Origin of the sequence: Blautia hansenii DSM 20583 (assembly GCF_002222595.2) — a bacterium.
Lineage (GTDB): Bacteria > Bacillota > Clostridia > Lachnospirales > Lachnospiraceae > Blautia > Blautia hansenii.
Genome location: NZ_CP022413.2, coordinates 2,589,670 through 2,604,148 on the forward strand (window position 1 = coordinate 2,589,670; position 14,479 = coordinate 2,604,148).

General features: G+C 38.7%; 12 protein-coding genes and 1 tRNA gene. 4 read left to right on the forward strand and 9 right to left on the reverse strand.

Annotated features, from left to right (window positions below; translation table 11 throughout):
• Nucleotides 1-21: 21 nt before the first annotated feature.
• The 3 genes from CGC63_RS13120 to CGC63_RS13130 all read right to left on the reverse strand — a co-directional run bounded on the left by CGC63_RS13120 (nucleotide 22) and on the right by CGC63_RS13130 (nucleotide 1,198).
• The gene (locus tag CGC63_RS13120) at nucleotides 22-636 is read right to left on the reverse strand and encodes a CHC2 zinc finger domain-containing protein (protein WP_040351213.1); all 615 of its coding nucleotides are present in this window, start codon (nucleotides 634-636) and stop codon (nucleotides 22-24) included.
• 99 nt (nucleotides 637-735) lie between these two features.
• The gene (locus tag CGC63_RS13125; RefSeq protein ID WP_040351214.1) at nucleotides 736-996 is read right to left on the reverse strand and encodes a hypothetical protein; all 261 of its coding nucleotides are present in this window, start codon (nucleotides 994-996) and stop codon (nucleotides 736-738) included.
• Nucleotides 989-1,198, reverse strand: coding sequence for a helix-turn-helix transcriptional regulator (locus CGC63_RS13130; protein WP_052530461.1), 210 nt, complete (start codon nucleotides 1,196-1,198; stop codon nucleotides 989-991). The genes CGC63_RS13125 and CGC63_RS13130 overlap by 8 nt, the downstream gene beginning before the upstream one ends.
• A 144-nt stretch (nucleotides 1,199-1,342) precedes the next feature.
• Here CGC63_RS13130 and CGC63_RS13135 point away from each other — a divergent pair, with 144 nt between their 5' ends.
• Both CGC63_RS13135 and CGC63_RS13140 read left to right on the forward strand, forming a co-directional pair.
• Nucleotides 1,343-1,954, forward strand: coding sequence for a helix-turn-helix domain-containing protein (locus CGC63_RS13135; RefSeq protein ID WP_003022996.1), 612 nt, complete (start codon nucleotides 1,343-1,345; stop codon nucleotides 1,952-1,954).
• 22 nt (nucleotides 1,955-1,976) lie between these two features.
• Nucleotides 1,977-3,074, forward strand: coding sequence for a tyrosine-type recombinase/integrase (locus CGC63_RS13140; RefSeq protein ID WP_003022998.1), 1,098 nt, complete (start codon nucleotides 1,977-1,979; stop codon nucleotides 3,072-3,074).
• A 182-nt stretch (nucleotides 3,075-3,256) separates the two neighbouring features.
• Here the strand turns inward: CGC63_RS13140 and rpsI are convergent, their stop codons facing one another.
• The 3 genes from rpsI to CGC63_RS13155 all read right to left on the reverse strand — a co-directional run bounded on the left by rpsI (nucleotide 3,257) and on the right by CGC63_RS13155 (nucleotide 5,194).
• Nucleotides 3,257-3,649 carry a 30S ribosomal protein S9 gene (gene rpsI / locus CGC63_RS13145; RefSeq protein WP_003023000.1) on the reverse strand — a complete coding sequence of 131 codons (393 nt, stop codon included), beginning with the start codon at nucleotides 3,647-3,649 and terminating at the stop codon, nucleotides 3,257-3,259.
• Between the two features lie 16 nt (nucleotides 3,650-3,665).
• Nucleotides 3,666-4,094: a 50S ribosomal protein L13 gene (rplM, locus tag CGC63_RS13150; protein ID WP_003023002.1), complete on the reverse strand. Its 429-nt coding sequence runs from the start codon at nucleotides 4,092-4,094 to the stop codon at nucleotides 3,666-3,668.
• Nucleotides 4,095-4,219: 125 nt separating this feature from the next.
• Nucleotides 4,220-5,194: a GTP pyrophosphokinase gene (locus CGC63_RS13155; RefSeq protein WP_040351215.1), complete on the reverse strand. Its 975-nt coding sequence runs from the start codon at nucleotides 5,192-5,194 to the stop codon at nucleotides 4,220-4,222.
• A gap of 208 nt (nucleotides 5,195-5,402) precedes the next feature.
• On the opposite strand from CGC63_RS13155, the gene trxA reads away from it, so the two are divergent.
• Both trxA and trxB read left to right on the forward strand, forming a co-directional pair.
• A complete protein-coding gene (gene trxA, locus CGC63_RS13160; protein ID WP_003023006.1) occupies nucleotides 5,403-5,717 on the forward strand; it encodes a thioredoxin in 315 nt (104 codons plus the stop codon).
• Between the two features lie 22 nt (nucleotides 5,718-5,739).
• The gene (gene trxB, locus CGC63_RS13165) at nucleotides 5,740-6,660 is read left to right on the forward strand and encodes a thioredoxin-disulfide reductase (RefSeq protein WP_040351216.1); all 921 of its coding nucleotides are present in this window, start codon (nucleotides 5,740-5,742) and stop codon (nucleotides 6,658-6,660) included.
• 90 nt (nucleotides 6,661-6,750) lie between these two features.
• On the opposite strand, the gene CGC63_RS13170 is transcribed toward trxB, so the two are convergent.
• The 3 genes from CGC63_RS13170 to CGC63_RS13180 form a co-directional block, all read right to left on the reverse strand.
• Complete coding sequence (locus tag CGC63_RS13170; RefSeq protein WP_040351217.1) at nucleotides 6,751-12,111, reverse strand: discoidin domain-containing protein; 5,361 nt, start codon at nucleotides 12,109-12,111, stop codon at nucleotides 6,751-6,753.
• A 400-nt stretch (nucleotides 12,112-12,511) separates the two neighbouring features.
• A tRNA-Phe gene (locus CGC63_RS13175) sits at nucleotides 12,512-12,584 on the reverse strand.
• A 179-nt stretch (nucleotides 12,585-12,763) separates the two neighbouring features.
• On the reverse strand, nucleotides 12,764-14,323 hold the full coding sequence (locus tag CGC63_RS13180) for a M14 family zinc carboxypeptidase (RefSeq protein WP_003023013.1): 1,560 nt from the start codon (nucleotides 14,321-14,323) through the stop codon (nucleotides 12,764-12,766).
• Between the last annotated feature and the right edge of the window lie 156 nt (nucleotides 14,324-14,479).

A 14,479-nucleotide genomic window follows, 5' to 3' on the forward strand; every position in this document is an offset into this window, starting at 1 on the left:
TGATCCAATGCTTCTTCCAGTCTATTCCTTGTTGTTTCGTCTATATTCTTCCATTCGTTCTTCAATTCTTTTCACATCCTTCCCACTATCCAATAAAAATTCAATTCTGTCCTGTAACTCTCCAAACACCAGTAAATCCAGATAGTAATTTATCTTTTCTGTCTGCTGACAGGCTTCTATAAATTCTGCTTTCCATTCTTCCTCTGGTGTTTTTGGTGCATGGCTCACTTTCCATTCTTTCAGCAGATGAAGATAATCTGATAAAATGCGGATACTTTCCCGTTCCCATTCTTCAAATTTCTTTTCGGTCTGGTACAATGTTCTTTTCGGTTTTTCCTTCTCTTTACCAGTATTTCTTTTCTTTGAACTATCCGTAAAAATCGGTATCCGAAAATCCTCTGCCAGTTTCTTTGCAGCTTCCAATGGTGTAAGATGAAAGAAATCTGCCACAAATGTGATCACATCCCCTTTCGCACCACAGGCAAAACAGCAAAATCCTTTGTCTACTTTCATACTGGGATGCCTATCATCATGAAAGGGGCAACAGACCATCCCGTTTTTATTGACTTTCAACCCATACTGCTCGGCTGCCTGCCTTGCAGTTACGTTTTCTTTTACTACTTGAAAAATATTCAATTCGACTCCTTTAAAATTTTCGTTGTATTCTCTCAGAGCCTTTGATATACTGAATTTGCGAGATAGAGTTATCAAAAGCTCTGAGAAGTTGTCCTTGTGTTACGCAAGGGCTTTTTCTTTTCCCTGCTTTTTTGCCTCTCCATTGAAATATCCAGTTTCCTCCCATACTTTACGATCAGAACAGTAATAACTGAATTCATTGGAATCGCCCATCTTCATTGCCACTCCAAATTTCAAAATTCCCTGCTGTATCCCGATACGAACGTAATGAGCATCTTTTCCGATTGCTTTTGCAATTTCCGTAATAGGCACATTTCTTCCCGTAAATGGCGGCAATTCTACATATAATCTTTTATCCATTTTCCACATCCTCCTTTACAATCTGACTAAGTTCTTGGTCTAAAGCTGTAGCAATTTTATATGCCACCTGCGGTGTACAGCTCTTTCCTGATATAATGCAGGAAATCGTCTGCCTTGACACTCCACTTAACTCAGCCAATTTCTTAATTGTTAATCCTCTTTCTCCCATCAAAATCTGCATTTTAAATACGTTTATCTTCATTTTATTTCTCCTTTCCTTTTTAATATGTACTTTCAATGCGTATTTTCATTATATGCACTTATTCTGCACATGTCAATACTATTTTATATAAATATGCACTTGTAATTCGTATTTTTCTATGATATGATAAGCGTGAGGTGAATAATGATGAGTAATGAGAAGTTACACAACAATCAAATCGGACTTAGAATCCGTACTGCTCGAAAAGAAAAAGGTATCAACCAAACAGAGCTTGCAAATTTGTTGGGGAAATCGCTTCGCACAATCCAAAAATATGAAAGCGGAGAAATCGAAGTTTCCATTGCTATGCTCAATGAAATCGCAAAAGTTTTAGACTGCGAATCCACATATCTTATAGGGTATGATGCCGAGAGAAAACCTTTAGAAAATCTTTCTGATATTATGAATTTCTTATTTCAGTTAGATAAGATAAAGGAACTTGGCTTCAATATCGAAGTCAAACGCCCGCCACATTATGATGGATGGGAATGTGCTATTACTTTTAACGGCAAAGATGTTTCTACGGAGTTAAATCAGGATCTCTGTCTATTCTTGGAAGAATTTGAGGATAAAAGAAATGAAGTCAAGGACTATCAGACAAGTCTTGAATCTTATCAGAAGTGGCAGGATAAAACACTTGCTTATTACGCAAATGCAAAACTGACCGAAAAAGAAACAGAAGAAATCTCAAACGAAGAACGAATACGAAGATTTCAAAAAATCATGAACGAACGGTACGGTAAAAAAGAGTCCTAATTTTAAAGGAGGATTTTTTAATATGAAATTACCGAACGGCTACGGAAGTGTAGTAAAACTATCTGGAAAAAGAAGAAAACCTTGGATGGTTCGTAAAACCACAGGCTATCGCATTGATCCAGTCAAAGAAAAGAAAGTAAATGAATATATCATTATTGGATATGCCGCCACAAAAACAGAGGGATTGCAAATGCTGGCTGATTATAATCGTAATCCTTATGATACGAAGGCAGCCAAAATGACTTTTGATGAAGTGTATGAGGAATGGTCTAAGAAAAAATTTCCTACGGTATCCGAAAGCAATATTAAAGGATACAAGGCATCTTACAAAACATGTGGCATTCTTTACAACCGAGTTTTCAAGGATTTAAAACTGGCAGACTTGCAACAGGTTATTGACACTTGCGGAAAGAATTATCCCACATTGAAGAAAATCAAAATCCTGTTCAACCAGTTATATGAATTTGCATTGAAGAATGACATCTGCAACAAAGATTATTCTACTTTTGTTGAAATCTCCCAGTACAAAGACCGCAATCCAAACAAGCATACACGTACAAAATTCACGAAAGAAGAAGTTGCAAAAGTCTGGACAATGAAAGAGGACAAATACTATCAGATCATCCTCATGCTACTCTATAATGGCACACGTATCTCCGAATTTCTTGATTTAAAGAAAGAAAATGTGCATTTGGAAGAACAGTATTTTGATGTAATTGACAGCAAAACAGAAAACGGAATCCGAAAAGTTCCGATTGCTGATAAGCTTCTGCCTTACTATAAAGACTGGTATAATTCTTGTCCTGATTGCGAATATCTTCTTCATACAGAGGATGGCAAAAGATTTCTTTATCGCAATTACTATGACAGCTATTGGACTCCTCTTGTGGAACAGATTGGAATTGACCGTACACCACATTGTACCCGGCATACCTGTATTTCCATGTTATCGGAAGCTGGTGTTCAGGATACAACAATCAAGAAAATTGTGGGGCACTCCGGTGCTATGACTTTGACAGAAAAAGTTTATACTCACTTAGATATGCAGGTTCTTGTAGACGCAATCAACAAAACCTTAGAAAATGAGGACATCGTAATTGCCGATGCAGAATCTGCATAACAAAAAAGGACACTCTCCAGTGTCTATCACCGAAAAGTGTCCTATATTTTTTAGATATTTTTGTTGCAAACGTGTTGCAAATGCGTTGCGAACTGAGTAAATTCCACCGCTTTTCACCACATCTGACAACTCCACAAACCCTTGTAAAACAAGGATTTGAACGTAAATCCGAGTTCCGAAGATTATCTCTTGCTGAACTGAGGCGCACGACGAGCTGCTTTGAGACCGTATTTTTTTCTTTCTTTCATACGTGGATCACGTGTTAAGAATCCAGCTGCTTTTAATGCAGGTCTGTATTCGCTGTCAGCTTCTAATAATGCTCTGGAGATACCATGACGAATAGCACCAGCCTGTCCTGTAAATCCGCCACCATGAACGTTTACTAAAACGTCAAATTTATCAAGTGTTTCTGTCAGTGTTAATGGCTGACGAACAACAACTTTTAATGTTTCTAATCCAAAATATTCATCAATATCTCTTTTGTTGATTGTGATTTTACCTGTACCTGGTACTAAGTATACACGAGCTACAGATGATTTTCTTCTTCCTGTTCCATAGAATTTTGTACTAGCCACTGTTCATTACCTCCTATTAAAATGTTAATACTTCTGGTTTCTGAGCTGCATGATTGTGCTCTGGTCCAGCGTATACATGTAATTTTTTAATCATGGATCTTCCTAAAGGTCCTTTTGGAAGCATACCTTTAACAGCAAGCTCAATAACTCTTTCAGGTTTTTTGTCCATCATTTCTTTTAATGTTGTTTCTTTCATTCCGCCAACATAATCAGAGTGGTTATAATAGATTTTCTGATCCATTTTTTTACCTGTAACTTTGATTTTTTCAGCGTTTACTACGATTACATAATCACCTGTATCAATATGTGGTGTGAAAACAGGTTTATTTTTTCCTCTTAAAACCTTAGCAATTTCAGATGAAAGACGTCCTAATGTCTGTCCTTCAGCGTCTACAACATACCATTTTCTTTCGATCTTATCTGGATTAGCCATATAAGTATTCATGGTTTTACCTCCTATTATCAACAATATAGAATATTTTATCAAAAATTTCAAATAGCGTACTTGAACCTGCTATACCGGGGCTTTTGGTTAAGCATATTCAAACTACGTCATACTGTTATATTATATTATAAGTAAAACTCTGTGTCAACAGATTTCTCCATATTAATGGAAATTTTTTGCCTTTCCTGCCACTGTTTTGTTCTTTCACGAATAAGCATCGGAGTACGGTCTTCGAGGTCCTTTCGTCCTAAGCAGACTTCATTGCATACAAAAATCAAATTATCCACCGTCAGAGCAATTCCTTCCGACAAATCACTGGCAAAAAAACGAATAGTTTCTTCTCTTTCACTGCGATAGATTTTCTTTACCAGCTCTGTATCCTTTTCCAGAAACTCTTTCAGCGGTACGGATATGGTAGGATTTTCAAACCGCAACCGGAATTTATGGCGAACCATAGCCTCGATTTCCATGTTTTTATAATTTCTGTACGCCAGCCTTTCCAGAAGATTTACCATGCTCCTGTCACAAACCTCTAAAGTTGCGTAAATTCCGTTGAGTTCCCTTGAAAATTCATAGTGCTGTTCCCATGCTTCTTTATGCTTATAACGCACCTCATGATCTACTTCATGCCAACCTTCTGAAAAAGTTGTTCTTATCTGCACCTCAAAAGTTTTGTCAATTCGATAATCTTCCCATAGCTTTTCCGGAAACCGCTCAATAAATTCTTCCGGAATACGACAGACATAATTCATTCGGAGGGGATTAAATTCATTTACCTTTGGTTTGTCTTCATGGGAGTCCTTTTCAATAATGGAATACGTATTTTTCAGCATTTCTTTGCAGATTGCAATATCATCCATATAATATAGTACAATTCGAATTCCCACAATGTCCTGCATCTTTTTATTCTTTTGGAGATATTCTTCCTTTTTCCATTCCAGCTTATGCCAGATTGAACCTGCCTCTTTCACTCTGGCAAAGATATGAAAGTAGATGCCGCTTCGCTCTAATTTATCCTGTATTCTCTTTCCAAGGTCTTTACCTAAACTGTTGATTTCATCACTTTTTAAAAGCTCTGACAGTTCTTCAATTCCTCTCATATACTCTCCTTCTTTTGCCAACCAAATCCCTTAATATTACGTCTTATTATAACAATTTAAAGAGTATTCGTAAACGCTTTTCCCTTACTTTTTAAGATTTTTTCCATTTTTCGTATAAATATGTGACCTTGTCACAGACTATCATCAGCATGATGGTTATAATGCAGATATCAACTAAAAAATAACAAAGCAAAGGAGAAAAACAATTATGGCAATCTTACACATAAATGAAAATAATTTTAACAGTGAGGTATTAGAGTCCTCCAAACCGGTTCTTTTAGACTTTTTCGCAACATGGTGCGGACCTTGCAAAATGCTGGGACAAGTATTAGAGCAGTTAGATGCTGAAACACAGGATTTTAAAGTTGTAAAGATAGATATTGATGAAAACCCGGAATTAACAAGACAGTGGAAGGTTACAACGGTACCGTCTATTTTCTTTATCAAGGACGGACAGGTAAAAGACTCTGCTATCGGCTTTCTTCCTAAACCGGTAATTGAACAGAAAATGAAATCACTTTAATTTGCAGAAAGGTGGCATGGATATGAAAAAAGAATATGATTTTATTATTATCGGGGCAGGTCCCGCCGGTATGACAGCCGCCATCTATGCCTCCAGAGCAGGGCTTAAGACTGCAATGCTTGAAGGCGGCGCTCCCGGTGGAAAATTATTAAAAACAAATGAAATCAGCAACTGGCCCGGTATTCAATCGGAATCCGGTTCTCAGCTCGCCTTTGATATGTTTGAACATTCTACCAGCTTTGGGGCTGTTTATGAATACGGAATGGTCACTGAAGTTATCGATGGCGAAAAAAAACAGGTTATCTGTGCAGACGGTACAGTTTTTGAAGCGCCTGCTGTTCTGGTAGCTACCGGAACAAAAGAACGTCTGATGAACATTCCCGGTGAAGAAAGAAATATCGGCAGAGGCATTTCCTACTGTGCTGTATGTGACGGAGCCTTTTATCGGAATAAAGATATTGCTGTTATCGGCGCAGGCAACTCTGCTTTAGAAGAAGCGGTATACCTTACACAATTTGCCAACAAAGTTTATATTATTATGCGCCGGAATGTATTTCGGGCAGATAAAATTGCCGTAGATGCAGCAACATCTAACCCTAAAATTGAAATTATTCAGCAGGCTGTTCCCATAGAAGTTCTCGATGATACAACACAGGTAACCGGTCTAAAAATATCGGATGTGATTACAAAAGAAGAACGCACCCTCAACATCTCCGGTATTTTCCCTTATATCGGCGCAGAACCTGTAACGGACTTTTTAAAACCTCTCAACGTATTAGATGAACATGGATACATCCTTGTAAATGACACCATGGAAACAAAGGTTCCTCTTTTGTATGGTGCAGGCGATGTAAGACAAAAGCACTTACGGCAGGTTGTAACCGCAGTAAATGACGGTGCGATTGCCGCACAGGATGCTTTCCATAAAATAAAAAATTTATAAACCTCTAAAAGAAGGAGCATACCAAATGAATTTTTCATTCAGTATACTCCTTTTCTGTTATAGCTTAATATCTTTTAAATCTTTCAGGTATTATTTCATCTTTCCGGATGCGTCTACATAATAGCCGTCAATCCATTGGCTGCTTGCCATGCTTCCGTCTGTATTCAAATAATACCAATCGCTACCGACAAGTACCCAACCGGTCTGCATTGCTCCCCACTGGTCCATATAATACCAATGTCCGTTTACTGCTACCCAGCCGATTGCCATGCTTCCGTCTGTATTCAAGTAATACCAATTACTGTCTACAAGTGCCCAACCGGTCTGCATTGCTCCCCACTGGTCCATATAATACCAATGTCCGTTTACTGCTACCCAGCCGATTGCCATGCTTCCGTCTGTATTCAAGTAATACCAATTACTGTCTACAAGCGCCCAGCCGGTCTGCATTGCCCCCCACTGGTCCATGTGGTACCAATGTCCATTTACAGATACCCAGCCAGTGCACATTGCTCCCCACTGGTCCATATAGTACCAATGTCCGTCTACTGCTACCCAGCCGATGCACATTGCTCCCCACTGGTCCATATAATACCAATGGTTATTTACAAATACCCAGCCGGTCTGCATAAGTCCGTTCTCTTCAAAGTAATACCATTTTCCGGAAACTTCTTTCCAGCCAACTACTTTCTGACCGTTTTCATAATATTCCCAACCGTTTTCTGTCTGAACCCAGCCTTCATTTTCAACTTCTATCCGTTCAAAATTAGCTGTAATTGTAGCATCTGTTTCTACTGTATGAATATAAGGATTTTCTTTGCTTACTTCCTGTCCGTCAATCGTCCAATTCACAAAAGCAAAGCCTTCTTTAGGTACAGCAGTCAATGTTGCTTTTGTACCTTTTTCATACTCACCTGTTTCACTGTCAAGTGTCACCGCACCCATGGTTTTATCATTTACATTTGCTGTGATGGTATACTTTTCTGATGGCGCCGGAGCTTCTGTGGCTACTCTTGCACGAAGCTCTGATACTGCCATGTGTTTATCATTTCCTTGGTCTGAAGTTGTATGTGTACCTATAAAACGCACATATTTTGCCTGTACCGGTTCTTCAAATCCTAAAATCATCCAGCCGGTCTGTTTTTTATCTATTTCTCCTGTTGCAGCTGTCTGCCACTTATCTCCATCCAGACTATACTGAATTTCATATTCTGTCACACGTCCGTTTGCTCCATTACTTCTTGGCATATAGCGCAGAGCATCAATCATTGGCGCTTCTTCCTCGTCATTTCCCAACTGTAATGTCACTGTTCTGTGTTCCGGTTTTGAACCTTCTCCTGATACACTCCAATTTGTATGCCAATGTGTTTCTGCTTTTCCGTCAAGAACATATTTAACAGGACCTTCATTAGCAGTTCCCGGTTTGTATTCGCTTCCTGCTGTTGCAGTAATTTTTTCCACCGGATAGTCTCTGCTGTCATCATCCGGAAGAACGGTTTCCTCTTCTCCCATTCTCACTGCAAAGTTCTTTGTTGCTTTATGGTCTTCGGACTCTAAAATCATACGTACTACATTTTCATGTTTTGGCAGGATTGTCAAAGATGCGTTATCTTTTGTTTTTGCAGTTACTGCTGCATCTGTTTCCGGTACGGAATAGCTGTCCAGTGCATAAGCTGCATTTGGAAGAACACGCTCTCCTACTTTGACTTCTTCAAGTTCTGCTGTTTCATTCACTTTAAAAGAGCCTTCTGCCTTTTTCAGTTCCACCTCTGTAATTGCTGTACATGGTTTTCTGTTTCCTGTATCAGTTGCATTGGCATTTACTACTTTTACTTTGACATAAGTAGCTGTAACAGGCGCTATTTCGTAACGATATGCTTTTACTCTATCTTTTTCTTCACCAATGTGTTCTTTAACCTCTACTTTTTCCCATGTTCCGTCTTTTCCTGTTTCAGATACAAAGATTTCTGTTGTTCCTGCATCCGGGAAACGAATGCTATTGTTGTCCTTTGCAAAGTGGATAACAATTTCACCAATTCTTTGCTGTGTATCGAAGGTAAAAGTAAGCTCTGCCTCTTTCGTTCCTTTCTGAGAAGCATCCCAGTTGCTCCATGCACTTTCATTTGGACCGCCATCGTTATTTAAAGACATCTCCGTTTTTCCGTCTTTAATAGCTTCTAATGTATCAGAACCTTGAATGTTCTGTGAAAGTTTTGCAACATTTGTTACACTGCTTCCAATTTTAATATCTTCTTTCTGTACACGAATAGATGCTGTTACCGGAATTGTTTTTCCGAAAATATCAGCAGAACCGTTAACTGTCACAATCTCATCCGGCTTTTGGAAAGTATCCGCATCTTTTTCATCCCATTGTACTGGGAAAGAAGCTGCTAAAACAGTTCCATCAGGCAGTACTGCCGGTCTTACGTCCGGAAGCTGTGGTTTTACACCCTTTTGTGTTGCTCCTGAATAATTCAACAACGCTGCCACATCGTCAATCATATTAATGTTTACAGTGATGTCTCTCTTACCAACGGTTCCTTCTACTGTAAAGCTTCCTGTTTTAGAAATCTGTTCATCACTGATTTCATCCCATTTAACAGCTACATCTTCCTTTGTTCTATCTGAATACTGTGCTTCAATTTTCTTAGGCAACTGTGGTTTTGTACCTGTTTTTACATAATAAGATTTTGAATACTTATAGCTTTCGACATAACGTTCTGACGGTTCTTCTTTTACCGGCGTAGTCGTAATCTTTACTGTGGAAGACTCTAAACCGTCTGCTTTCGCAGTAACCGTAATTTCTCCTGCTTTTTCTGTAGACTGTACAATTGCCAGAACTTTTCCACTGAAAGCCTTTCTGTTATCTGCTTTATAAGAGTCATGATCCGGTGAACTTCCGTTATCTACACCAACCAGTTTTCCTGCTCCCTGTACATCAAAGGTAACACGATTTGCTGCATCTGGCACAATATTTCCATCTTTATCCGTAACATCTACGGTAATATAAGAAAGGTCTTTTCCATCTGCCTGAATGGAGTTTCTATCTGTCTTTGCTGACAGCTTCGCTTCTTCACCTGTTGTTTTTACTACGGAACGACCTTCTGTATCCTTAATTACATTTCCTTTTGCGTCTTTGGCAACTGCTTCTAATGTGCCTGCTTCATAAGGAACCTGCCATTCCATATATAAATCTTTATGTTTTTTCTTACCATTCTCTAATACTTGATAACTATATCCTGCTTTTGTCGTTTCTGTCTTAAAAGTTTTCTTTCCAAGAGATTTCTTCTCTCCCCCATTTGCCGGAGTAAAGAATAATTCTACTTCTTTCGCATCAGAATAAACTACAACAGGAACTGTTCCATCTGAGTTTTTCTTCACAACATCTTCATTCCATGCCGGAAGCACATGAAGTGTATTTACTTCTTCATTCCACTGACTCTGGTAGAAGTAATAGCTGTCTTTCGGAAATCCTGCTGTATCAATAATTCCAAAATAGGAATTTTTCGGTGATGGCCATGTGCCTTTTGCTCCTGGGTCAGTCCCATTCCAAGGAGTCGGCTCACCTATGTAGTCAAATCCTGTCCAGACATATTCTCCTGCTACAAAATCTCTCTGAATAACATCATACCACGCCTGACTTGCCAGTGCTCCCCAGTTTACTCTTGAATTATCATAAGCAGTAAGCTGCTGATCTGAAGTAGCCTCCTGATTACCTGTAACAGAGTAAATTCCACGGCTGTTTACCGATGATGCTGTTTCAGAACCATATAATTTCCAATCCGGATGTTCTTTATGAATTTTATCGTAGCTTGCTCCGTCAGAATAGTTTGTTCCTGATGTGCCACCTGCTTTTGTAAGCTTATCTCCAATAGAAACCTGTTCCCAGTCACCTCTTTTAACTGCATTGCTTCCAATAGTAAGAGTTTTCGTAGCATCTGCTTCTTTTGCCCATTTAATCAGCTTGTCTGCTCTTTCTGCATATCCGCTACCACCTGCTCCCTCTTGAATTTCATTTCCGAGAGACCATTCAATAATGGATGGTGCGTTCTGGTCACGCTTCATAATTGCTTTTAAATCATATTCTGCCCATGTCATATCTGCTTCTTTTCCCAGAATGGCATTATCTTCTTCAATGGCTTTTTCAAACCATACAGAATAATCATTACTGTTCCCGTTCTTTGCACGATGCCAGCCATCAAATACTTCTTCGATTACTAAGATACCTTTTTCGTTACAAACTTCAATTAAATCCTTTGATGCAGGATTATGTGTTACACGAATGGAGTTACATCCCATTTCCTGAAGAATTTCCACCTGACGCTCTATTGCACGGCGATTGGCAACTGCTCCCAATGCCCCTTGGTCATGATGCATACATACACCTTTTAATTTTACATTTTTTCCGTTTAGCTGAAATCCCGTTTCTGTATCAAAATTCAAATAATGGAAACCATATTCTGTATCATAACTGTCTAAAAGCTTGTCTCCTGCTTTTACTTCTGTACGAATAGTATAAAGCGCCGGATTTTCTACGGACCAAAGCTCAGGATTTTTCACCGGTACGGTAGCTGAAATTTCAGTTTTTTTACCTGCTCCAATCTCCTGTGCCTCTGTTGTAAAAGTCCCAATTGCTTTATCTGGTTTTTCACCTTTTTTGAATACTGTGTGTGTTATTGTAATGTTTTTTGCTTCTTTTGAGCCATTGACAACTGTCGTTTTTACATCTGTATTTACAGTTTTCCCTGCCTCTTTTTCCAGATTATTGCTTTCTACTTTAATTCCGTTTAAATCCACATGAACATCATTGGTGGTTGTCAGGTTCACGCTTCTGTAAATACCGCTTCCGGAATACCAGCGACTGGAAGGTGTCTGATGATCTACCTTTACTGCAATGGTATTTTCTTTGTCATAACTGATATAATCTGTAATATCAAAAGAAAACGGTGTATATCCATAAGGATGCGTACCTACTTCTTTTCCATTCACATAAACAGTGGCATTCATATACACACCGTCAAAATCAATGCGAATACGTTTTCCTTTGGCTTCTTCACCTAAAGTAAAATTCTTCCTATACCAGCCTACTCCTCCCGGCAAATAACCGCTTTCCGCTTCCAATGACTGGGAGTATTCCTGCTCAATACTGTAATCATGGGGTAAGGACAGTGTTCTCCATTTTGAATCATCAAACGTCGGAGTCTGTGCATTTGATACATCTCCTAAATTGAATTTCCAATCACTGTCGAAGTTTTGTGTTCTGGCAGAATTGCTGCCGTAATCCTTCACCGCTACCTGCTCCGGTTCTGAACTCATCTGTGTCTGTGAGTCCGCTTTCACTCTGACAGGTTCTTCCTTTGCATATACTGTGGAAGAAAATCCCATTCCCTGTACAGTAAGCACAGCTGCAAGTGTTGCCGCCCCAATGCGTGCTAATCTCTGCTTCCTCATAAATATCTCCTTTCGTGTTTTAACAGTGAGCATCATTATAGCACTTCGCCCAAAAAAATACATATAAAATTTTTGTTTTTATATAGAATTTTTTACTATTTTGCATATATATAAATATTTTCTTTTTATTTTAGTCATTTTATACAACCCTTATTCTGAAACATAAAAAGATTACGCAACAATGCAATTTCCTATGTAATAAAAAAGATTTCGCTGTTGCGCAATCTGCGCGCGCGGTTCACAAAGTAATGATTTCATTTCCGCGAGCTGCGCATCCCTGCGGAGCATTTTTTTCATAGGACGCAATTTCCTATGAAAAAAATACCGCTGCCAAAGCATTCCTGCCTCAACAACGGTATTTTAAGCCCCATTTCTATGTCAAAGATATGTTTGATTAAAGTGCCCAGAGCCGGAATCGAACCAGCGACACGAGGATTTTCAGTCCTCTGCTCTACCAACTGAGCTATCTGGGCATTGTATGTAAGACTTTGTCTTGCAACAACAGTGACATTTTAACATATACTTCTGGAAATATCAATAGTTTTTTCATATTTCTAATTTTCTCAAGAATAGAGCTTTGTATTCTTTGACTTCGTTAATAAAGAGCCTGCTCTTACAGGCTCTTTATTACTATACCAATGTATATAATGTTTTAAGCATTTTTTACCCATCTGCCCGACGCATCTACATAATATCTGTCAATCCATGTATTCGTTGCCATAGCCCCGTCTGCCTGTACATAATAATCTCCTATCCACTGAGAAGCCGCCATACTTCCATCGCTATTCAGATAATACCAATAGGCATCTACAAATACCCAACCAGTCTGCATTGCTCCCCACTGATCCATATAATACCAATAGCCACCTACAGATACCCAACCGGTTCGCATTGCTCCCCATTGATCCATATAGTACCAATGTCCGTCTACAGATACCCAGCCAGTTCGCATTGCTCCCCATTGATCCATATAGTACCAATGTCCGTCTGCAAATACCCAGCCAGTTTCCATTGCTCCCCATTGATCCATGTAGTACCAATGTCCGTCTACAAATACCCAGCCGTTTTCCATAACTCCATATTCGTTAAAGTAATACCAATGACCATCTACGGATACCCAGCCGGTTTCCATAACTCCATATTCGTTAAAGTAATACCATTTTCCGTCAATCGCTTTCCATCCAACTACTTTCTCCCCATTTTCAGCAGAAACCATTTCAAGGAAAGCATTTTTTGCACCTTCTACCAGCTTATCCTGATCTTCTGCTACGTATGTTCCACGTTGATTACGTTCACTGGAGCTAACATAGATATAGGCAGGTTTCATTTCTGATAATGTTTTTTCTTCTTTTGTAGTTCTGTCTACAACTTTTACAGTTTCAGGACTTAAACCATTTTTTTCCATTATTTCAACAAAATCTTCGTAAGGAATATATTCTTTGCGGCTTCCTTCCCATTTTGGATCATTCCACAGACAGATATCGAAGTTTTCTGGATTTTCGTAAGCATCAGGATTACGATCAGGTTTATAACTTACAGATTCGTCATAACCTTCACAAATAACTTCCATGGTGTAAGTATGAATTCCATGTACGCCATAAGCGTAATCTAACAATTCAGAATATGTCTGATAATCATGGTAAGAATTACTTACATAGTAGTTTCTTTCAGTAGTCTGTTCAATTGCTTTTCTCATTTTTTCAGCTGTGTTTGCCATAAACTCAATATCTGCAACTTCTTCAGGATTGGACTGATCTGTATCGCGATATCCCCAAGGATATAATACAGCCTGAATACCGGTATGAACAGTTACTAAAGCGTCTAAAGGTGTTTCTTTAAGGAAATTTTGAATATGCTGTGTTTCAATTTCGGATGCAGCTGAAAGACCGCCGCTTATTCCGGCATGTTCAGGAGCCCACTGGAAATCAAAGTTGCGGTTAATATCGTAGCCACTAGCCCAGGAATCGTCACCGAGCCAACCATTTCCATCTAAATCTTTTGATTCATATCCGATATCACCAGTTCTTGTTTTGCTTTCATCAGTTGTATAAAGATAACCAATCCACTCGTCACCTGTAATGTCTGCATATAAGTCATTACTTGGAATTCCATCGCCGTTTTTATCTAATAACTGGCTGGTTCCGCGAACGAAATACTCAAAGATATCATGGCTATCCGGATTTAGTATAGGAATAATATAAATATATTTCAATATATACTCACGTTCTCAAATATAATAACAGTATATTTTTAAATTCATTTCCCATATATAGCGCCTCCCTAGATTTCTTATTGTGCTCTTTCTTTTCTTTATGTATAATGAATACTGGAAGAAAACAATACACACACTACAAAATAAAGGAATGAA